Origin of the sequence: Aureimonas sp. D3 (genome assembly GCF_001463805.1) — a bacterium.
Classification (GTDB): Bacteria; Pseudomonadota; Alphaproteobacteria; order Rhizobiales; family Rhizobiaceae; genus Aureimonas; species Aureimonas ureilytica_A.
Window position 1 is genome coordinate 85,258 of sequence record NZ_BBWM01000032.1, and the last position, 18,577, is coordinate 103,834.

General features: G+C 66.2%; 18 protein-coding genes. 7 read left to right on the forward strand and 11 right to left on the reverse strand.

Annotated features, from left to right (window positions below; all coding sequences use genetic code 11):
* The first annotated feature begins 77 nt into the window (after positions 1-77).
* The gene (locus tag AUL36_RS08815) at positions 78-1,064 is read left to right on the forward strand and encodes a ParB/RepB/Spo0J family partition protein (RefSeq protein ID WP_058602201.1); all 987 of its coding nucleotides are present in this window, start codon (positions 78-80) and stop codon (positions 1,062-1,064) included.
* 61 nt (positions 1,065-1,125) lie between these two features.
* Here the strand turns inward: AUL36_RS08815 and AUL36_RS08820 are convergent, their stop codons facing one another.
* The 6 genes from AUL36_RS08820 to leuS form a co-directional block, all read right to left on the reverse strand.
* The gene (locus AUL36_RS08820) at positions 1,126-1,605 is read right to left on the reverse strand and encodes a 2TM domain-containing protein (protein ID WP_062219836.1); all 480 of its coding nucleotides are present in this window, start codon (positions 1,603-1,605) and stop codon (positions 1,126-1,128) included.
* A 61-nt stretch (positions 1,606-1,666) separates the two neighbouring features.
* Positions 1,667-2,626: a LysR family transcriptional regulator gene (locus AUL36_RS08825; RefSeq protein WP_082655725.1), complete on the reverse strand. Its 960-nt coding sequence runs from the start codon at positions 2,624-2,626 to the stop codon at positions 1,667-1,669.
* 23 nt (positions 2,627-2,649) lie between these two features.
* Complete coding sequence (locus tag AUL36_RS08830; RefSeq protein ID WP_244497081.1) at positions 2,650-3,069, reverse strand: lysozyme inhibitor LprI family protein; 420 nt, start codon at positions 3,067-3,069, stop codon at positions 2,650-2,652.
* 105 nt (positions 3,070-3,174) lie between these two features.
* A complete protein-coding gene (gene holA / locus AUL36_RS08835) occupies positions 3,175-4,221 on the reverse strand; it encodes a DNA polymerase III subunit delta (protein WP_062219838.1) in 1,047 nt (348 codons plus the stop codon).
* Between the two features lie 16 nt (positions 4,222-4,237).
* Positions 4,238-4,816: a hypothetical protein gene (locus AUL36_RS08840; RefSeq protein WP_062219840.1), complete on the reverse strand. Its 579-nt coding sequence runs from the start codon at positions 4,814-4,816 to the stop codon at positions 4,238-4,240.
* Positions 4,803-7,436 (reverse strand): leucine--tRNA ligase, encoded by a 2,634-nt coding sequence (gene leuS, locus AUL36_RS08845; protein ID WP_062219842.1) that lies wholly within the window; start codon positions 7,434-7,436, stop codon positions 4,803-4,805. Before leuS ends, AUL36_RS08840 begins: the two co-directional genes overlap by 14 nt.
* 437 nt (positions 7,437-7,873) lie before the next feature.
* Between leuS and AUL36_RS08850 the strand changes: the two genes are divergently transcribed.
* Positions 7,874-8,542 carry a YggS family pyridoxal phosphate-dependent enzyme gene (locus AUL36_RS08850; protein ID WP_062219843.1) on the forward strand — a complete coding sequence of 223 codons (669 nt, stop codon included), beginning with the start codon at positions 7,874-7,876 and terminating at the stop codon, positions 8,540-8,542.
* A gap of 68 nt (positions 8,543-8,610) precedes the next feature.
* Here the strand turns inward: AUL36_RS08850 and AUL36_RS08855 are convergent, their stop codons facing one another.
* Together AUL36_RS08855 and AUL36_RS08860 are read right to left on the reverse strand one after the other, a co-directional pair.
* Complete coding sequence (locus tag AUL36_RS08855) at positions 8,611-9,231, reverse strand: DedA family protein (protein ID WP_062219845.1); 621 nt, start codon at positions 9,229-9,231, stop codon at positions 8,611-8,613.
* Positions 9,232-9,365: 134 nt separating this feature from the next.
* On the reverse strand, positions 9,366-10,250 hold the full coding sequence (locus AUL36_RS08860; protein ID WP_062219847.1) for an aminoglycoside phosphotransferase family protein: 885 nt from the start codon (positions 10,248-10,250) through the stop codon (positions 9,366-9,368).
* A gap of 29 nt (positions 10,251-10,279) precedes the next feature.
* Between AUL36_RS08860 and AUL36_RS08865 the strand changes: the two genes are divergently transcribed.
* The 5 genes from AUL36_RS08865 (at position 10,280) to AUL36_RS08885 (ending at position 16,164) form a co-directional block, all read left to right on the forward strand.
* The gene (locus AUL36_RS08865; protein ID WP_062219849.1) at positions 10,280-11,533 is read left to right on the forward strand and encodes an AI-2E family transporter; all 1,254 of its coding nucleotides are present in this window, start codon (positions 10,280-10,282) and stop codon (positions 11,531-11,533) included.
* 107 nt (positions 11,534-11,640) lie between these two features.
* On the forward strand, positions 11,641-13,599 hold the full coding sequence (acs, locus tag AUL36_RS08870; protein ID WP_062219851.1) for an acetate--CoA ligase: 1,959 nt from the start codon (positions 11,641-11,643) through the stop codon (positions 13,597-13,599).
* Between the two features lie 346 nt (positions 13,600-13,945).
* Positions 13,946-15,388: a PTS galactitol transporter subunit IIC gene (locus AUL36_RS08875; RefSeq protein WP_062219853.1), complete on the forward strand. Its 1,443-nt coding sequence runs from the start codon at positions 13,946-13,948 to the stop codon at positions 15,386-15,388.
* Between the two features lie 10 nt (positions 15,389-15,398).
* Positions 15,399-15,851, forward strand: a complete 453-nt coding sequence (locus tag AUL36_RS08880) for a PTS sugar transporter subunit IIA (protein WP_062219855.1) — start codon at positions 15,399-15,401, stop codon at positions 15,849-15,851.
* 28 nt (positions 15,852-15,879) lie between these two features.
* Positions 15,880-16,164 carry a PTS sugar transporter subunit IIB gene (locus AUL36_RS08885; RefSeq protein WP_058602192.1) on the forward strand — a complete coding sequence of 95 codons (285 nt, stop codon included), beginning with the start codon at positions 15,880-15,882 and terminating at the stop codon, positions 16,162-16,164.
* Positions 16,165-16,715: 551 nt separating this feature from the next.
* On the opposite strand, the gene AUL36_RS08890 is transcribed toward AUL36_RS08885, so the two are convergent.
* The 3 genes from AUL36_RS08890 to AUL36_RS24200 form a co-directional block, all read right to left on the reverse strand.
* Positions 16,716-17,075 carry a DUF6481 family protein gene (locus tag AUL36_RS08890; RefSeq protein WP_244493367.1) on the reverse strand — a complete coding sequence of 120 codons (360 nt, stop codon included), beginning with the start codon at positions 17,073-17,075 and terminating at the stop codon, positions 16,716-16,718.
* A 189-nt stretch (positions 17,076-17,264) separates the two neighbouring features.
* Positions 17,265-17,447, reverse strand: coding sequence for a DUF3606 domain-containing protein (locus AUL36_RS08895; RefSeq protein WP_062219857.1), 183 nt, complete (start codon positions 17,445-17,447; stop codon positions 17,265-17,267).
* A gap of 23 nt (positions 17,448-17,470) precedes the next feature.
* Positions 17,471-17,635 (reverse strand): hypothetical protein, encoded by a 165-nt coding sequence (locus AUL36_RS24200; RefSeq protein WP_192843365.1) that lies wholly within the window; start codon positions 17,633-17,635, stop codon positions 17,471-17,473.
* Positions 17,636-18,577: the final 942 nt, after the last annotated feature.

An 18,577-nucleotide genomic window follows, 5' to 3' on the forward strand; every position in this document is an offset into this window, starting at 1 on the left:
TTCGCCCCCGGAATGAACAGGATGCGGGCGCGGCCCGCCAAGAGCAGAAGCGGACCGATCCGCAAGGAGCGATGAGAATGAGCGAAGACAAGGGACGCCAGCGTCTGGGCCGGGGCCTCGCCTCGTTGATCGGCGGCTCGGCCTCCTCCGCCGTTCCCTCCCGCGCCGCCACGCCCTTTCCGCTGCCGGGCGCCGCGCGCGTCGAGGAGCCGGGCGAGCGCAAGCTGGCGGTGAGCGAGCTTTCGCCCAATCCGCGCAATCCGCGCCGGCATTTCGACGAGACGGATCTGGCCGAACTGACGGCGTCGATCCGCCAGCACGGCGTCGTTCAGCCCATTCTGGTGCGCAAGACTGCCAGCGGCGCGTTCGAGATCGTGGCGGGCGAGCGGCGCTGGCGCGCGGCGCAGGAAGCGGGCCTCAAACAGGTCCCCGTCGTCGTACGCGAAATCAGCGACCGCGAGTCGCTGGAAATCGCCATTATCGAAAATGTCCAGCGCGCCGATCTTGACCCGATCGAAGAGGCGATGGGCTATCAAATGCTCATCGACGAGCACGAGTACACGCAGTCCGATCTGGCCGACATCCTGGGCAAGAGCCGCAGCCATGTCGCCAACACGCTGCGCCTTCTGAAGCTGCCCGACAGCGTGAAGGAAATGGTGGCCAAGGGCGAATTGTCGGCGGGCGCGGCGCGCACGGCTGTCTCGCAGGACGACCCGGAAGCCTTCGCGCGTCAGATCGTGGACGGGGGCCTCAGCGTGCGCGAGGCCGAAACGCTGGCGCGCGGCGAGCCGCTGCCCGAACCCGCTCCCCCGCGCGGCTCCGCGCAGAAGCGCCGTACGCCCCCTGCTCCGCCCTCCGTCGCCGAAGTGCGCGAAAGCGACACGCAGGCGCTGGAAAAGCTCCTGTCGGACACGCTCGGCCTGCCCGTCGCCATTGAGCTTCGCGGCGAAGGCGGCTCGCTGCGCCTCGACTTCCGCCATCTCGACCAACTCGATCACCTCTGCCGCCTGCTCCAGACGCGCGTGTCGGCGGAAAGCGCCGAGCCGCGCATTCGCAGCCTGTAGCCCACTGCCCTGAAGGAGCGGGTTTCGCCCGCTCCCATTGTTGGTTTGGGCCGGGGCCGGATCAAAGCCGTCGGTCGAGATATGTCTCGATCTGCCGGCGCTTCCAGGCGGGTGTGACGAAGGGCAGCCGATCAAACGTGCTCAGCCCGCTGACGGCCAAAGCCACGCCCCAGGCCAAAGCGGGCCGCTGGACCCGTAGGCTGTGAGGCGTGGTCAGAAGGTTGAGAAGCGTCAGCCCGGCCATGATCGTCGCATCGAGCCCAAGCTGGATGCAGAAGCGCTTGATGCGGCGAACCCTCGCCAGGGCGAGGGCCCCGTCGGGATGGCTTTGCTGCGTAAGGGAAATGAGCATGTCCTTGTCCTTGATCTCCATGAGTTGCGGGAGATCGACCTCGTAGGTGGCAGCGACAGCCTTCATGGTTTCACGGCTGGCGGAGCGGCCATTCTCGATGCGCTGGATCGTGCGCTCGCTCCGCCCGCTGATTTCAGCCAATTGTTCCTGCGGCCAGACGCGCTGAAGCCTCGATGTGTGACGGAGCATCTCGCCTTATCTCCAAGTTCGACAGGGCGATCCAAAGGCTTTCCCGGCTCTGTCCGCCACGTCACGACCTCGACTGTTGCCCCCCTGTCGGGTTGGCGACGCGGTCTGGCACGACAGCGCTACCGATCATCGTCTCGTGACGCACGGCCTCTTCGAGTTCGCGCAGGAACAGACGCAGCCCCCGGTCGCGGATCTTGTTGGCGCGCAAGGTGAGGCCGAGTTCGCGCCAGAGAGGCGGGTCGAGCGGGCGAGAGATCGTACCGGCGATCGGCTCCCCCAAAGCCAGCCCCGGCAGAATCGACGTGCCAAGCCCGCCCGCCACCATCCGCTTGATCGTCTCGACGCTGCCGAGTTCCATGATAGGATGGGCTGTGAGGCCAGCGGCGTCGAACCATCGATCGAGCCCGCCACGCGTGTGGCCACCGGACTCGTAGAGGATCAAGGGCTCGGCAGCCATGGCCTGCGGCGTCGCCCGGTCGGGTAGGACGTCGCTGGCTGGAAACAGGGCCAGAAGCGGCTCACGCATCAGAAGCGTGGTATCCAGCGAGCGGCTTATCGGGACCGGCAGGGTGACGAGACCGACATCGATCTCCCCCGCTTCGATCCGGGGCAGAATGTCCACCGTGTTGCCGATGCTGACGCTGATCTCCAGCCCCGGCATGTCGCGTTTCACATTCGCCAGCACGGATGGGAGAAGAAAGGCGCAGGCTGTCGCACCGGTGCCGATGCGAAGCCGCCCGGTTTCCTCGCCGCGATAGCGCGACACAGTTTCCACCGCGTCTTCCATTGCGGCCAGCGCGCGGCGCGCGGGTTCCAGAAGTGCCTCGCCCGCCGGTGTTGGCTGCGCCCTACCCGCTGCGCGGTCCAGCAACCGCACGTCCAGAATGCGCTCCAGCTCCTGCAATTGCTGGGACACGGCGGGCTGGGTCAGATGAAGGCGGCGAGCGGCCAGCGACAGGTTGCCGGTTTCCACCACGGCGAGAAAGCTTCGCAATTGCGGAAGACTCGGCCATTTCGCCATTCGGGCGCTCCAGAATAAGCCGGCTAATTCGATTGCTCGCTAGGCGGCGGAATGGGGCAGCTGAGATCACCCTCCTCGCAATGGGCATAGGCGTTCAGAGCGTTGATGCGCTGCTCGGTCTGCGCGCGGAGACAGTCGGCTTTCGCCATGGGCTGAGCGCTTGCGCCGTGAAGCGCCGAGATGGCGAACTCGCATTCCAGATCGCGAAAGCCGATCCAGGCGCGCTGTGCGCTGACGAGATGTCCCAGCCGGTTCGGATCGCCCTTCAAACGGTCTTTCAGGTCGCGATAAAGGTCGTTGAGCTGGCTGTCGGCCTCGCTATAGGCCCGCCCGGCGCAGAAGTTGAGGCTGGTTTGGTCGTCTGCTCCCTCGCAGTCGAGCGCGTGCGTCGGCGAAGCCTGAAGAGGAAGCGTGACGGCGAGCACGATCAACATGCTTTCCATTCGGGTGAACCGTCCCTGTCGCATCACGATCGCTCCCCTCCCCTTTGGCTACGCCTGATCTTCGACCGAATGGTGCAGCGCCTGCCACTCGGCCGCATGGACTTTCTAGCGCCGCCCGCGTGTGCGAAGCCGGGCCGCTTCCACGCTGATATCGGTGAGCGTCCGGCGCATGATGGTGACGGCCAGCGCGCTTTCACGGCGCGACAGGAGAATGTCGGCCTCGATGCGCTGGAGCGTGCGAGCGATGGCCTCGCCCGTCCAGGCACCGAGCGCGGCCTCGAAGGCGGGCTTGCGACGGAAATGCGGGCGGCGGCGCTCCACGGCGGACGCCACCGTCGCGCCCCCCTCCTCCACCTCGGACCGCATGATCTGCAAGCCCTGGAAATGGCGCAGGAGCGCGGAATGAAGCTGGAAGGTCGCGGTGCCCGACGCCAGCAAGCGCTCGATCAGTTCGGGCAGTTTCTTCACCTCGCCGGACGCGGCGGCGTCGATCGTCTCGTCCACCGTGTCGGCCGACACGTCGCCGACGATGGTCTCGACGTCGTCTTCGGTGATCTGGCCCTTGCCGAGCGCGTAAAGGCAAAGCTTCTGCACTTCCCCGCGCGAGGCCAGGCGATTGGCCCCCAGCCGCTCGCGCAGGGCCTCGCGGGCGTGACGATCGATCGTCAGGTTCGCCGCGCTCAGTTCCTCGTCGATCATCTTGTCGAGGGCGCGTGCCTCGTCCTGATAGCAGGGCAGCGCCATGGCGGCGCGGCCGCGCTCCACCTGCTGCCGCAGGGCGGCGGTCTTCTTGAGATCGCCCGCCTCGATCACGATGGTGGCGCCGGGCGGCGGGTCGGCGGCGAGATCAGCCACGGCGTCGGCGAGGTTCTTGCCATTGCCCGCGCCGCGCACGCGGATCAGCCGCCGCCCGCCGAAGAGCGACAGGGTGCGCGCCTCGTCGAACAGGCGGCCGATGTCGCGCTCCAGCTCGTCGGCGTTCAGCGTCACGGTGCTGAACGGATCGGCGAGATCGGCGCCGCTGAGCCTGGCGACGGTGGCGGCGCGCTCCGATACGAGGCCGGGATCGGGGCCATACAGAAGCACGACGGGAAAGGACGTGTCGGGGCGCGACAGAAACGCCTCGACCTCTCCCGCCTTCTTCTGCGCCATAGCCCCGGCCCCGGCGTTACTTGGCCGGCGTGGCGGCGGGCGCGGGGCTTGCGGCCTCGCGCTGGAGCGCCGGGGCAACGACCGTCATGACGCGCTCGGCCACCGCCTTGCCCGCCTGATCGCGCGCGTCGATTACCGCGCGCTCGGCGGCAAAGAGCTGCTGCGTGCGGTCATAGGGCACGAGGACAAAGCGCTGACCCTTCACAAGCGAGCGCCCGTCCGACAGGCGCACGAGGTCGAAATCGACCGTCATGCGATAAAGGCTGGCCGAGGGCGCCCCGGTGCCCGCTTCCAGCGAGGACACCTGATCCGTGGAAGTCACGGTGTAGCGCAGGTCGTAGAGCGGCGCGCGGGCCGGTTCCGCGCCGTTCAGGGCGTAGAGCATGGCGTTGCGGAAGACCTGCGACGTGCGCGTCTGGGCCGTCGGCATGGACACGCGGCCCTTGAGCGCGACAAGCGCGCTGGATCGCGCGCCCGTCGCCGGGTCGATGCCCTTGGCACCATAGAGCGGCCCGGAGGTGCAGCCCGCGACGAGGAGCGCGGCGGCGGCCAGCGGCAGGAGGCGAAGGGCGGGGCGGAGCCTAGACGACGACATTCACGATCCTTCCGGGAACCACGACGACGCGCTTGGGAGCCGCGCCCCCAAGGGCTTCCTTGACGAAGTCGAGCGCCAGCGTGGCCGCCTCGATCTCACCCTTGTCGGCCTTGGCGGAGACGGTGATGTCGCCGCGCTTCTTGCCGTTGATCTGCACGGGCAGGACGATTTCGTCGTCCACCAGCAGCGCGGGATCGACCTGGGGCCAGCCCTGCGCCGCGCACAGGCCACTCTCGCCCAAGGCCGTCCAGCATTCTTCCGCCAGATGCGGCATCATGGGGGCGACGAGACGCACGAGGATGGAGAGGCTTTCGCGCGCCGCCTCGCGCAGGCTCGCGTCGCCCGCCAGCGCGTCCGGCGTGAAGGCCGAGGACAGCGTGTTGACCAGCTCGTAGAGGCGCGCGACGCCCTTGTTGAAGGCGAGGCGCTCGATATCGTCGCCGACACCCGCCGCCGTGCGATGGGCCGCGCGGCGCACCAGCTTGGCAGCGTCGCTCGGCTCGCCTGAAGCGTCGTCCGCCTTGGGGCTCAGATGCTCGGCCGTCTCAGCCACGAGGCGCCAGACGCGCTGCACGAAGCGATGCGCGCCTTCCGCGCCCGCTTCCGTCCAGATCACGTCGCGCTCAGGCGGCGAGTCCGAGAGCATGAACCAGCGCGCGGTGTCCGCACCGAGCGAGGCGATGATGTCGTCGGGGTCCACGACGTTCTTCTTGGACTTCGACATCTTCTCGATCGAGCCGATCTCGATCTCGGCCCCGGTGGACAGGCGCTTGGCGCGGCGCTGGCCGTCCACTTCCTCGATCAGGACATCGGAGGGCGGCACCCATTCCCGAGCTCCATCTCCCATGGCGCGATAGGTCTCGTGGACCACCATGCCCTGCGTGAACAGGCCCTTGAAGGGCTCGTCCATGCCGACATGGCCGGTGGCGCGCATCGCCCGCGTGAAGAAGCGCGAGTAGAGAAGATGCAGGATCGCGTGCTCGATGCCGCCGATATACTGATCGACCGGCAGCCAGCGATTTGCCGTCTCGGGCACGGTCGGCTCGTTGGCGCGCGGGCTCGTGAAGCGCGCGAAATACCAGGACGAGTCCACGAACGTGTCCATCGTGTCCGTTTCGCGTAAGGCGGGACCGCCGCAATGCGGGCAGGTGGTCTGACGCCAGGTCGGATGGCGGTCGAGCGGATTGCCGGGCTTGTCGAAGTCGATGTCATCGGGCAGGCGAACAGGCAGGTTCTCGCGCTTTTCGGGCACCACGCCGCAGCTCTCGCAATGAAGAACCGGGATCGGGCAGCCCCAGTAGCGCTGGCGCGACACGCCCCAGTCGCGCAGGCGGAAGTTCACCTTGCGCTCGGCCTGCGGGCGGCCGTTCAGCGTCGCGCCTTCCAGACGCTTGGCGACTTCGGCAAAACCTTCCGCCGGCGTCATCCCGTCGAGGAAACGCGAATGGAACAGACGGCCATCGCCGTCATAGGCCGTGGTCTCGACCGCGAAGCTCGCGGCATCGCCGCCCTCGGGCAGGACCACGGGGTTCACCGGCAGGTCGTATTTGCAGGCGAAGTCCAAGTCGCGCTGATCATGCGCGGGGCAGCCGAAGATCGCGCCCGTGCCGTATTCCATCAGCACGAAATTGGCGACATAGACTGGCAGCACCCATTCAGGGTCGAACGGATGGGTGACGCGCAGGCCCGTGTCGAACCCGCGCTTCTCGGCCGTCTCGATTTCGGCGGCCGAGGTGCCGCCGCGCTTCACGTCCTCGATGAAGGCGGCCAATTCCGGGTTGGTCTCGGCAGCGGCCTTGGCGAGCGGATGGTCGGCCGCGACCGCCAGGAAGCTTGCGCCGAACAGCGTGTCGGGCCGCGTGGTGAAGACCTCGACCTCGGAGAGATCAGGCTTGGTCGATCCCTCCGCCAGCGCCCAGCGCACCAGCAAGCCTTCCGATTTGCCGATCCAGTTGCGCTGCATGGTGCGCACTTTTTCGGGCCAGCCGGGCAGGTGATCCAGCGCCGCCAGCAGATCGTCGGCATAATCGGTGATGCGGAAGAACCATTGCGTCAGCTCGCGCTGCTCCACCAGCGCGCCCGAGCGCCAGCCGCGCCCGTCGATCACCTGCTCGTTGGCGAGCACGGTGTTGTCGACCGGGTCCCAGTTGACCTTGGACTTGCGGCGATAGGCGAGGCCCTTCTCGAGAAGGTCGAGAAACAGCATCTGCTGGCGTTGGTAGTATTCGACGTCGCAGGTCGCGAATTCACGCGACCAGTCGAGCGACAGGCCCATGCTTTTGAGCTGCCCGCGCATGGTCGCGATGTTCTCGTAGGTCCACTTGGCGGGGTGGACCTTGTTCTGCATCGCGGCATTCTCTGCGGGCATGCCGAAGGCGTCCCAGCCCATCGGGTGCAGGACGTTGAAGCCCTTGGCGCGCTTGTAGCGGGCGACCACATCGCCCATCGCGTAGTTCCGCACATGGCCCATATGGATGCGCCCCGACGGATAGGGGAACATTTCCAGGACATAGTATTTCTCGCCCGGCGCGTCGGTGTCGGTCTCGAAAAGCTTTTCGGAAGCCCAGCGCTCCTGCCAACGGGGTTCTGCGGCGCGGGGATTGTAGCGTTCGATGGCCATTGCGGGAGCGGTCTCGTGCGGATGATGCGGGCGGAGTCGCCAACGGATAGCGACGGATCGAGCCGTCGGATACGACGGACGTATCCGTCAATATTGCCTTATGCCGCTCGCGACAAGCGCGCCGGCCGCTCTTCACAAGCCGCCAAACAAGCCGCATAAGGCGCGACGAAGAAGGCAGAAGCAGACGCGCGACGCCAGCCCGCGCCGCTGCGGAGGATGAGCCCCCGCAGCCGTGGCATCGGCTTTGTCTTCTTTCGGAGTGATGAGCAATGTGGCTGATACCACTGAGCATCACGCTTGAGATGAAACGGACCCGGAGAGGCTGGCAAGTCATCCTCCGGGTCCGCGTTATTATCTAAGGCGACGAGTGTCGGAGTTAGCGCTCCGACACTCACTCCGAAACCTAATGCAAACCGGCTTTTTCTTCAAGGAATGCCATGAGCGAGACCGCTGTCGACCGCCTTCAAGCCATTGAGGCCCGCATCCGCGCCACTGAAGCCGAAGCGGAGCGCGCCGTCGGCAGCACTCAGCTTGTCGCCGTCTCCAAGACCTTCGAAGCCGAGGAGATCCGGCCGGTGATCGAGGCCGGGCAGCGCGTCTTCGGCGAGAACCGGGTGCAGGAGGCGCAGGGCAAGTGGCCGCTCCTGCGCGACGCCTTTCCTGATCTGGAACTGCATCTGATCGGCCCGCTTCAGTCCAACAAGACGGCCGAGGCGGTGGCCTTGTTCGACGTGATCGAGACGGTGGACCGCGAGAAGATCGCCGCCGAGATCGCCAAGGAAATGCGCAAGCAGGGCAGGGCGCTGCGCCTTTATGTGCAGGTCAATATCGGCGAGGAGCCGCAGAAGGCCGGCATTCCGCCGCGCGAGGCCGTGGATTTCGTTCGCCATTGCCGCGAGGCGCATGGGCTGGAGATCGAGGGCCTCATGTGCATCCCGCCTGCCGAGGAGCATCCCGGCCCTTATTTCGCGCTGCTTCAGAAGATCGCGGGCGAGGCGGGCGTCGAAAAGCTCTCCATGGGCATGTCCGGCGATTTCGAGCGGGCCATTCCCTTCGGCGCAACCAGCGTGCGCGTCGGCTCGGCCATCTTCGGCACGAGAAGCTGAAGGCGAGGGCAGGGCGGCCGGGCCGAAGGGTTTTGTCCCCGGTTCTAAGGGCCGCCGCGCCCGATCCGTCAGGCCCGGCTGCGGCGACGGCTGCGCCAGAACCAGATGGCGCTCGCCAGCACGGCGAGGATCACCAGCGCGTCCGCGACATGGAAGGCCGTCTTGACCCAGGGCGTTTCGTTCCAGTGCTCGCCGAGGCTCGCGCCGAGCCAGGCCAGCGCGTAGCACCAGAGGAAGGAGCCGGTGAACGTATAGAGGTGGAAGTGCCAGAGGTTCATGCGCGCGATGCCGGCGGGCAGCGACAGGAAGGTGCGCACCACGGGCAGAAGGCGGCCGATGAAGATGGCGAGCGAGCCGTAGCGCGCGAAGAAGCGATCCGACAGCGCGAGTTCCTTGGCGCCCCAGCGCGCCCGCGCGATCAGCCGCTCCACGAAAGGCCGCCCGCCGCGCGCGCCGACTTCATAGGCCAGATGCGAGCCGAGATTGCAGCCGATCGCCCCGGCCAGCGCCGCTGCGAGGAGACTGTATTGCCCCTGTGAGGCGACATAGCCGGCAAAGGGCATGATGATCTCGGAGGGCAGCGGCAGGCAGGCCGACTCCAGCCCCATCAAAATCGCGACGCCCGCCAGCCCCCCGGCGGACATGACCGCAATGAGGCCGGCGACGAGCGGGGCAAGCAGGGCTTCCATGAGATGAAGGTCCTTCCAGGTATCTCCGGGGTTTAATAACAGGAATGTGAGGTGCTGTAACCGCTATGGGTCGAGACCCTTTGCGGGTGGCCCTGGCCATGCACCCGCGTCTTGAAAGGACGAGGTCCGGTGGCTCAAGACAGAAGCCGGAGGCGTGATAAGGTCCGCCGGGATTGCCTGCAGAGTGCCTCGTTGCGACCGCCTCGATAATAGGACAGAGCGATCACGGCTCCATAAAGCGCCCAAGCCTTTGCTCGGAGCCAGTCGCTTTCGCTGATCGCACAGGCGTCGCGAAACGCGGTGCGGGCGGCAGGGTCGACCCAAGACCAAGCCGCGGCATAGTCTGCCGCAGGATCGCCCACGGCCGAAAGGCCCCAGTCGATGACACCGACGAGAAACCCTTCCCGAGCGATCAGGTTGTCGGCTTTGAGGTCGCCATGCAGCCAGACGCCAGGGCTGGCATAGCGTTCGCACAAGGCCCGTTCCCAAAGAGAATGGGCGTGCCGCACATCGACTTCGTCCGCGACGGCACCGATCGCCGCCTGCGTGCGCTCGGATATGTCGGTCAATGCGACGCCGCGTTGGTGATTGCTCTCGCCGGCCATCGGCGCCCCCTGGCTCGGCAAAGACTGGAGGGCCCGAAGAAACTCGGCCAGCGCGCGCGCTGCGGCCACAGGATCGGCAAGGGCGCTCGACGATGCGATGTTGCCCTCGATCCAGTCCCATAGGCCGAAAGGGCAAGGCCATCCCACATCGATCTCTGTTCGCAGCCGGAGCCGAGGGACAGCAAGCGGCAGGCCTTGCAGGCGCGGCAGCCAGTCCAGTTCCTTGACGAGCAGTGGCACCGCCGAGGCCCGGCGGGGCAGACGGAGCACGTGGCAATCCCCGATGCGAAAGAGATGATTGTCGGTTCCAGTGGAGGGAACGGGACGGATCGGCAGCCCAGCCCAGCCGGCCCCCGTGTCGCGCAGCACGGCCTCAATGAGCGTATTGGGAAAGTACAGGTCATCGTCGTGCATGCGCAGGCTCTGGCAGACATTCGCGAAGCATGAATGACAGCGGCATTTCCAAGCGCTTTGTCACGTCCATTCCGGCCAAGCTCTTCCCGTCGAGCACCCATGGCACCCAAATGCAGCCGGCTCTCGATTTCGGCCGCGCGCGAGCAATATTCCAACGCCTGCCGGCTCTCGTCCGGTCGCGCGTCGAGCCCGCGCGTTTGTCAGGAGTGCTTTGCGTGCAGAATCCCTTTTCCAGCCTGTCGTCCGGGCCCGCCACGCCGCAGCCGGTCGCCTATCGCGCGGTCACGATCGCCGCCATCGTGCTCGGCATGATCCTCTGCGTCGTGGTCTTCGCCTATGCCGCGACGGGCTTCTTCCTGATCTTCGCGTCGCTGCTTCTGGCGGCCATCTTCTGCGGCGTGGCGCGCCTGTTTCAGCGGCTCGGCCTGCCGCGCTGGGCCTCGCTGATGCTGGTCTATCTCCTGACCTTCGTCCTGATCCTCGCGCCGCTTGCTTGGGGCGGCTTCGCCCTCGTGCAGGAGTTCAACAATCTTCTGGCCGGCGTGCGCGAGCAGGCCGACAAGCTGATGCACTCGCTCCAGGGCATGGGCCTGCCGGTGAACGGGGATTCGGGTTCGCAGTCCTTTCAGGATCTTCTGCCCTCGGGCCTCGCCTCGCAGGCGGGGCAGGCGCTGTTCGGCGCGCTGGGCGCGGTCGGCAATTTCTTCGTGGTGCTGTTTCTTGCGATCTTCGTTTCGTGGCAGCCGAGCCTTTATCGCGACGGGCTGGTTTCGCTGTTCCCCAAGGAAAAGCGCGCCCGCATCTCGGAAGTCCTGAAGAAGGCCGCCCATTCGCTGATCCTCTGGGTGGCGGGCGATGCCATTTCCATGGCGCTGATCTTCACGGTGTCCTGGGCGGGCCTGCTTCTGATCGGCGTCAACAACGCCTTCCTCCTGGCGCTTCAGGCCGGGCTTCTGGCCTTCGTGCCCACCGTCGGCGCCTTCGTGGCCGGCGCGATCATCGTGTTGGCGGCCTTGGCGCAGGGCGTCGACATGGCGCTCTGGGCGCTTGGCCTGTATCTTCTGATCCAGGGCGTGGAAAGCAATGTCGCCCAGCCCATCGCCCAGCGCTACACGACCTCGCTGCCGCCGGCTCTCACCATGGGCGCGCAGGTGATCTTCGGCCTCCTGTTCGGGCTTCTGGGCTTCGTCCTGGCCGTGCCGGTCGTCGCCGTCGTGCGCACGCTGGTGCGCGAGCTTTACATCGACGACGTGCTCGGCGGCCCGGTGAAGAGCGCCGATTGACCTCGGCGATGTCGCGTATTTCCTCCCGCCGGGAACCGCTCTAGAGTTCGGCGCAAGGTGAGTCGCGCCGCAGGGCGGGCCGCTTTCGACTGGGAGGATACGAGACGATGACCACGGTGGCCGTCAAGGAAGAGTGGAAGTCCGGCACGCAGCTGACGCTCAGCGACTACAACAGCTGGTACGCGGCGAGCGTGAACGACCCCGAGGGGTTCTGGCGCGAGCACGGAAAGCGGCTCGACTGGATCAAGCCCTATACGAAGGTCAAGAACACCTCATTCGCGCCGGGCAACGTCTCCATCAAATGGTTCGAGGACGGCACGCTCAACCTCTCGGCCAACTGCCTCGACCGGCATCTGACCGAGCGCGGCGACCAGACCGCGATCCTCTGGGAAGGCGACAATCCGGAGGAGTCGCGCGCCATCTCCTACAAGGAGCTGCATGGCGATGTCTGCCGCATGGCCAATGTCCTGAAGGATCTGGGCGTCCGGCGCGGCGAGCGCGTGTCCATCTATATGCCGATGATCCCGGAAGCGGCGGTCGCGATGCTCGCCTGCGCGCGCATCGGCGCGGTGCATTCGGTGGTCTTCGGCGGCTTCTCGCCGGACGCGCTGGCGGGCCGTATGGAGGGCTCGGGCTCCAAGGTGCTCGTCACCGCCGACGAGGGCCTGCGCGCGGGCCGCAAGGTGCCGCTGAAGGCCAATGCCGACAAGGCGGTGGAGATCGCCGCCAAGGCCGGACACACGGTCGAGAAGGTTCTGGTGGTGAAGCGCACCGGCGGCGAGATCGCCTGGGCCGAAGGGCGCGATCACTGGTGGCACGAGGCGCGCGAGCGCGTGTCCGCCGAGTGCGAGCCGGAAGAAATGAGCGCCGAGGACCCGCTCTTCATCCTCTACACGTCGGGCTCCACCGGCAAGCCCAAGGGCGTATTGCACACGACGGGCGGTTATCTCGTCTGGGCCTCGATGACCCAACAATATGTCTTCGACATGCGCGTGGGCGAGGTCTTCTGGTGCACGGCCGATGTCGGCTGGGTCACCGGCCACAGCTACACGGTCTATGGCCCGCTCGCCAATGGCGGCACGACGCTGATGTTCGAGGGCGTGCCGAACTATCCCGATGCCGGGCGCTTCTGGCAGGTCGTGGACAAGCATTCCGTCAATGTCATCTACACCGCGCCGACGGCCATCCGCGCGCTTATGGGCGCGGGCGACGAGTTCGTCACCAAATCCTCGCGCCGCTCGCTGCGGCTTCTGGGCTCGGTCGGCGAGCCGATCAACCCGGAAGCCTGGAACTGGTATTACCGCGTGGTCGGCGAAGAGCGCTGCCCCATCGTCGATACCTGGTGGCAGACCGAGACGGGCGGTATCCTGATCACCCCGCTGCCAGGCGCGATCGACCTCAAGCCGGGCTCGGCGACGCGCCCCTTCTTCGGCGTCAAGCCCGAGCTGGTGGACGGCGAAGGCAAGGTGCTGGAAGGCGCGACCGAGGGCAATCTCTGCATCACGGACTCCTGGCCCGGCCAGATGCGCACCGTGTTCGGCGATCACGAGCGCTTCGAGCAGACCTATTTCTCGACCTATCCCAACAAGTATTTCACCGGCGACGGCGCGCGGCGGGATGCGGACGGCTATTGGTGGATCACCGGCCGCGTCGACGACGTCATCAACGTCTCGGGCCATCGCATGGGCACGGCCGAGGTCGAGTCCGCGCTGGTCTCGCACCCCAAGGTCTCGGAAGCGGCCGTGGTCGGCTATCCTCATGACGTGAAGGGGCAGGGCATCTATTGCTATGTCACGCTCATGGAAGGCGAAACGCCCTCGGAGGAGCTGAAAAAGGAACTCGTTGCCCATGTGCGCGGCGAGATCGGCCCGATCGCCTCGCCCGACAAGATCCAGTTCTCGCCTGGCCTGCCCAAGACCCGTTCGGGCAAGATCATGCGCCGCATCCTGCGCAAGATCGCGGAGGACGATTTCGGCGCGCTGGGCGACACCTCGACGCTGGCCGACCCGGCCGTGGTGGACGATCTCATCGACAACCGCCAGAACCGCAAGATGACACCGGCCTGAGCCGGGAGCTTCAGGTCAGAGCATCAGGTGAGGGGGCTGCGGCCCCCTTTTCCATGGGCCTTGCTGAAGCCAACCAAAGGCTCCGTTCGCTTTGGGGAGACCGACGGACGCTCCTCATGGAAAGCCGTCTCGCTTCGCTTTTGATAAATTTCGGACAAAAGCCGTGAACATCTTGATCTCGATGGAATCAAGTGTTCCCTTTCTCGGCGGGCGACCCGGCGGACACAAGCCGGGCGACCCGTGCCAGCGATAACGCTTCGCGCGAGCGACAGCGCTTCGGGTAAGCCATCGCGCTTCGGGCAAGCCATCACGCTTCGGGCAAGCCATCACGCTTCGGGAGGAAGCCATGAACGATATTCTCGGCCAGTTGAAGGGGGTCGTGGACGCGCTCGGCGCGACCGTCCTTCTCCCCATTCTCATCTTCGTCATCGCGCTGGTGCTCGGCGCCAAGCCCGGCCGCGCCTTTCGCGCGGGCCTCACGATCGGCGTCGCCTTCGTGGGCATCAATCTCGTGCTCGGCCTCATGCTGACGACGCTGGGGCAGGTGGCGCAGGCCATCGTCACCAATACGGGGATGCACCGCGACATCGTGGATGTCGGCTGGCCGTCCGCCGCCGCCATCGCCTTCGGCTCCTCGGTCGGGCTTTGGGTCATCCCCATCGGCATCATCGTCAATGTCGCGCTGCTCTTCAGCGGGCTGACGCGCACGCTGAATGTCGATGTCTGGAATTTCTGGCACTTCGCCTTTGTCGGCTCGCTCGTCACCGCCGCCACCGGGAGCCTCGGCTACGGGCTGATCGCCGCCGCCCTCATGGCCGCGCTGTCGCTGGTGTTGGCGGACTGGACGGCCAAGGGCGTGCAGCGCTTCTACGGTGTGCCGGGCGTCTCCGTGCCCCATCTCGCCTCCGCGCAGATCGTGCCGGTCGCCATCGGGCTCAACTGGCTGATGGACCGCATTCCGGGCGTCCGGGACATTCGCATCGACACCGAAACCGTGCAGCGCCGCCTCGGCGTGTTCGGCGAGCCCATCGTCATGGGTCTGGCGATCGGTCTCGTGCTGGGTCTTGCCGCCTATGCCGGCAGCGGAGACTGGGGCACTGTCCTCACCCGCTCGCTCCAGACGGGCGTCAATCTCGCCGCCGTCATGCTGCTTCTGCCGCGCATGGTGAAGATCCTGATGGAGGGCCTGATCCCCGTATCGGAAGCGGCGCGCAGCTTCGTGCAGAAGCGCGCGGGCGACCGGGAAATCCATGTCGGCCTCGACTCCGCCATTCTGATCGGCCATCCCGCCGCCATCGCCTCGGCGCTGATCCTCGTGCCGGTCGCCATTCTTCTGTCGATCATCCTGCCGGGCAACCGCATCATTCTCTTCGCCGATCTCGCCGTCATCCCCTTCGTGGTCGCCATGGCCGCGCCCATCGTCAATGGCAATGTGTTCCGCATGGTGGTGATCGGCACGGTGACGCTGATCCTCGGCTTCTATGTCGGCATGGCGCTTTCGCCGCTGATGACCGCGACGGCACAGGCGTCGGGCTTCGCCATTCCGCCCGAGGCCAGCGCCATCACCAGCGTCGTGGACGGGTTCCTCTACATCCCCTATCTCGTGATCGAGGCGGCGGAAGGTCTGGGGCTTCTGGGTCTGGGTCTCGTCCTGCTTGCCATTCTGGCGCTTCTCTTCGCCTATCGCGCCGCGCCTCGCGCCTTTGAAAAACTGGCGGGTGCCGATGATCCTGCTGAAGCTTCAAGCGTTTCGGATCGTGCCGCGCCCTCGGTTGCCGCGCGCCGCTAAGGGAGAACTCATGCTGACATCCACACTCGACGCCTCGCTGATCGTTCTGAACGCCACGGCTGCTTCGGCCGAAGAGGCGATCGGGCTTCTGGCCGCCCGGCTGGAAGCGGCGGGGCGCGTGCGGCCGAGCTACGGCCCGGCCGTGATCGAACGCGAGCGCACCATGCCGACCGGCCTGCCGCTGGGGGCCATCAATGCCGCGATCCCGCATACGGATCGCGAGCATGTGCTGGCCCCGGCCGTGGCGCTGGCGGTGCTGGACGAGCCCGTTCCCTTCGCCAGCATGGACGACCCGGACGAGAGGATTCCCGTTCGGCTCGTCTTCGCCCTCGCGCTGACCGACAAGGACGCGCAGATCACCATGCTCCAGTCGATCATGGGCCTTCTTCAGGACCAGAGCGTTCTGGAGGGCATCGCCGCCGCCCACACGCCGGACGAGGTTCTCTCCCTGATTTCGGCGTGACGCCGGCCCCCATGAAGGACGAACATCCATGAAGAAGAAGACGGTTCTCATCGCCTGCGGAACGGCTGTCGCGACCTCCACCGTGGTCGCGGTCGCGATCGAAGAAGCCATGCAGGAGCGCGGCATTCCCGTCGACGTGCGCCAGTGCAAGGCGACCGAGGTGCGGAGCCTTGTGGACGATGCCGACATCGTGGTCGCCACGACCCCGGTGCCGGACGATCTGGGCAAGCCGACCTTCAAGGGCCTGCCCTTTCTGACGGGCATCGGCCGCGATAAGCTTCTGGACGATATCGAGGCGGCGCTCAGGGCCTGACGGCGCTCAGGGACGATGCCGGCTCCGGTTCGGGCGGGACCGGGCCAGTGGCGCGTCGATCCTTGAGGCTTGGCCTTGCCGGACCCGGACGTCATCATCCGGCGGATCGGTCGCCGTCCCGCAAACGGATGGCGAGCGGCAAACCGATCGGTGTATCGAAGGAGGTCCGACCCGGCCCGGCCTTCGCCTTTCCAGCGGCTTGCTGACAGGCCGGCAGGCGCGGGGACTGGGTTCCGTTCCGCGCGGCGCCCAGCGCGCTCGATGCGGGATGCCGGGCAAGGGTCTGAGGGGAGGAACTCTCGGGCTCCGCCTTTCGCAACGAAACGTGGCGAACGGGACCCGCCGAACCGGCCCGGTCGAGTTGCCGGTCGAGGCCGGTGCTTGGCCTGATCTCACCTTGTTCAGGTGCGGTCAGAGGGTGTTCGCCCGCAGCCATCGCCCGGCCGGCGAACCGATCCTTCCGGAAAAAAATCGGTTGGGCCGGGATGATGGCGGGTAGAATGGGCGATCTGGCATCGGAGCAGACCGCCGGACGGCTGGTTCCCAGCCGATCAGTTCTTGCGGGCTTGGCGCGCGGCATAGCGCGAGTCGCGCTTGGCCTTCTGCGCGGCCTGATCCGCCAGAGCCTGCGCAATCAGACGCTCGCGCTCGGAGGACGCCGACTGCGCGGCCAATTCTTCGGCAGCGATACGCTGGGCCTCGGCTTCGCGCTGGCGCTCGGCCTGCTCTTCTTCACGCTGGCGACGCTTGGCAGCTTCCCGCTCCTCGCGCGCGGCGGCAACGGCAGCCCGCTCTGCGCGGCGCGCTTGAACCTCGGGATCGTTCTGACGAGCCTTCGCCTTCTCCAGAAGAGCCGCCTTGGCGTCCTTGGTGGTCTGCCTGCGGGTGGTGAAATCCATGTCTGTCTTCATCATTGGTCCTTGTTCAATGGAAATGGCCCGGGCGCGAGGCGTCCGGGCGGTGTCACAGGTTTTTGCCGTATCATCCGATGGCAAAGTTTACACGCTTTGCCGGGGCGGGTTCCAGAGCCTTTCCAGACAAAGCCGCGTTGGCTTTCGCGCCCGGACAAGGCGGGACACGCTCAGATGAGCAAATCCCGCTCAGGCGTTGCGAGCCGCCATATAGGTGTCCAGCTTGCGGCGCGACGGGCCGTAGCGCTTGATGATCGTCTTCGCCTCGCCGGGCGGAATGCCGTATTTCTTGGCGAAGGCTTCCGGCTCGTAGGGCTCCTCGTGAGGAGCGGTCTTGCCGGACTTGGCGGGCGTCTTGTTAGGGGTCGACATGGCAGCGTGTGCCTTTCTCCGCGTCAACTCGCGGAAGAGGAGGAAGTCTCCGGCAGCGTCTCGGACTCGTCGTTCAGGTTCGCCGCAGAGCCGCTCTTGGCCTTCTTGGCGGCGGCCTTCTCGGCCTTCTTGGCGGCCTTGGCCTTATCGCGTTCCTGGCGCTCGAAATTGTAGTTCGGTGTCCGCATCGCGATGGGTCCTTCCGTGCCGAAGACAATCATATGGGGACGATCCGGCGGCTTTGCCCGGGTGATCCCCTTTGTAAATGCTCGAACTCGCCCGGCCACGCCGCCCGAATGGCTTCGAGCGGTGGCGCTTCCGGCCCGCCACGATCTGGCGTCGAGCCTGGACGGGGCCGATCTTTTGATCCGAGTTCGTTCGCGACCATCCCAAAATGCCGAACGCGGGAAGCGTCCTGCGCATCGCTTGGGCCAAAGACCCCAGGCGGCGGATCGCGGAAAACTCGTTGGAGCCGTGGAGAACCGGGGAACGACGTCGTTCGGGACGCGAGGTCGTTTATTCCGGGTCTAGAATACGGGTCCCCCGCCGGAGTTGCAAGGGCGCGTGGACGGCTCGCCGAAATCCGTCCGACGATAGCGTTCACCGACCTTGTGACATCGCAGGTCGAGGCGGCGTCACCCTTTCACCGGATACGGCGGCGCCTGATGGATGCGGCGCTCAGAACGGGCGAGGGGGGACACGGATGCCCGGAGGTTCACCGGGTGGCGGGGAGGGGGACGATGCCTCGCGGGTTGGCCCGCTCGAAATGGTGTGACGTCCATCCGCCCCGAGACGACCGCCAACCCGCCGTGCCGCAATGACGCACCGTCCGCCCTTGCGGGATGGTCTCGACGCCCCCATTCTCTTGTCATGTTCAACGGGACGAAAGGAGGTGATCCAATGTCGAGTGATTGTTTGAAGCCGGTTGGGTCTTTGTATCTCACGGGTTCGCTGGAGCAGCCTCTTTCGAACGCCTAAGCGATATGTCGATCCGGCAAGGGTTTGACGACCTGCCGGCATCATCCCACATCACGGAAGGCCGCTCCTCATGGGGAGCGGCCTTTTTTCGTTGAGCGCAACCTGCTCCCCAGCAGTCCTGCCGAAAAGTTTCGGCCTTCTCCTTTTTTCAC

Bases quoted from the DNA above. Each gene is read 5' to 3' on its own strand.
- leuS (WP_062219842.1), bottom strand. From the start codon at position 7,436: ATGGCCATCGAACGCTACAATCCCCGCGCCGCAGAACCCCGTTGGCAG.
- AUL36_RS08850 (WP_062219843.1), top strand. From the start codon at position 7,874: ATGAGCGAGACCGCTGTCGACCGCCTTCAAGCCATTGAGGCCCGCATC.
- AUL36_RS08820 (WP_062219836.1), bottom strand. From the start codon at position 1,605: ATGCTCCGTCACACATCGAGGCTTCAGCGCGTCTGGCCGCAGGAACAA.
- AUL36_RS08880 (WP_062219855.1), top strand. From the start codon at position 15,399: ATGCTGACATCCACACTCGACGCCTCGCTGATCGTTCTGAACGCCACG.
- AUL36_RS08840 (WP_062219840.1), bottom strand. From the start codon at position 4,816: ATGTCGTCGTCTAGGCTCCGCCCCGCCCTTCGCCTCCTGCCGCTGGCC.
- AUL36_RS08875 (WP_062219853.1), top strand. From the start codon at position 13,946: ATGAACGATATTCTCGGCCAGTTGAAGGGGGTCGTGGACGCGCTCGGC.
- AUL36_RS08855 (WP_062219845.1), bottom strand. From the start codon at position 9,231: ATGGAAGCCCTGCTTGCCCCGCTCGTCGCCGGCCTCATTGCGGTCATG.
- AUL36_RS08830 (WP_244497081.1), bottom strand. From the start codon at position 3,069: ATGGAAAGCATGTTGATCGTGCTCGCCGTCACGCTTCCTCTTCAGGCT.
- AUL36_RS08890 (WP_244493367.1), bottom strand. From the start codon at position 17,075: ATGAAGACAGACATGGATTTCACCACCCGCAGGCAGACCACCAAGGAC.
- AUL36_RS08865 (WP_062219849.1), top strand. From the start codon at position 10,280: ATGAATGACAGCGGCATTTCCAAGCGCTTTGTCACGTCCATTCCGGCC.
- holA (WP_062219838.1), bottom strand. From the start codon at position 4,221: ATGGCGCAGAAGAAGGCGGGAGAGGTCGAGGCGTTTCTGTCGCGCCCC.
- acs (WP_062219851.1), top strand. From the start codon at position 11,641: ATGACCACGGTGGCCGTCAAGGAAGAGTGGAAGTCCGGCACGCAGCTG.
- AUL36_RS08860 (WP_062219847.1), bottom strand. From the start codon at position 10,250: ATGCACGACGATGACCTGTACTTTCCCAATACGCTCATTGAGGCCGTG.
- AUL36_RS08825 (WP_082655725.1), bottom strand. From the start codon at position 2,626: ATGGCGAAATGGCCGAGTCTTCCGCAATTGCGAAGCTTTCTCGCCGTG.
- AUL36_RS08885 (WP_058602192.1), top strand. From the start codon at position 15,880: ATGAAGAAGAAGACGGTTCTCATCGCCTGCGGAACGGCTGTCGCGACC.
- AUL36_RS24200 (WP_192843365.1), bottom strand. From the start codon at position 17,635: ATGCGGACACCGAACTACAATTTCGAGCGCCAGGAACGCGATAAGGCC.
- AUL36_RS08815 (WP_058602201.1), top strand. From the start codon at position 78: ATGAGCGAAGACAAGGGACGCCAGCGTCTGGGCCGGGGCCTCGCCTCG.
- AUL36_RS08895 (WP_062219857.1), bottom strand. From the start codon at position 17,447: ATGTCGACCCCTAACAAGACGCCCGCCAAGTCCGGCAAGACCGCTCCT.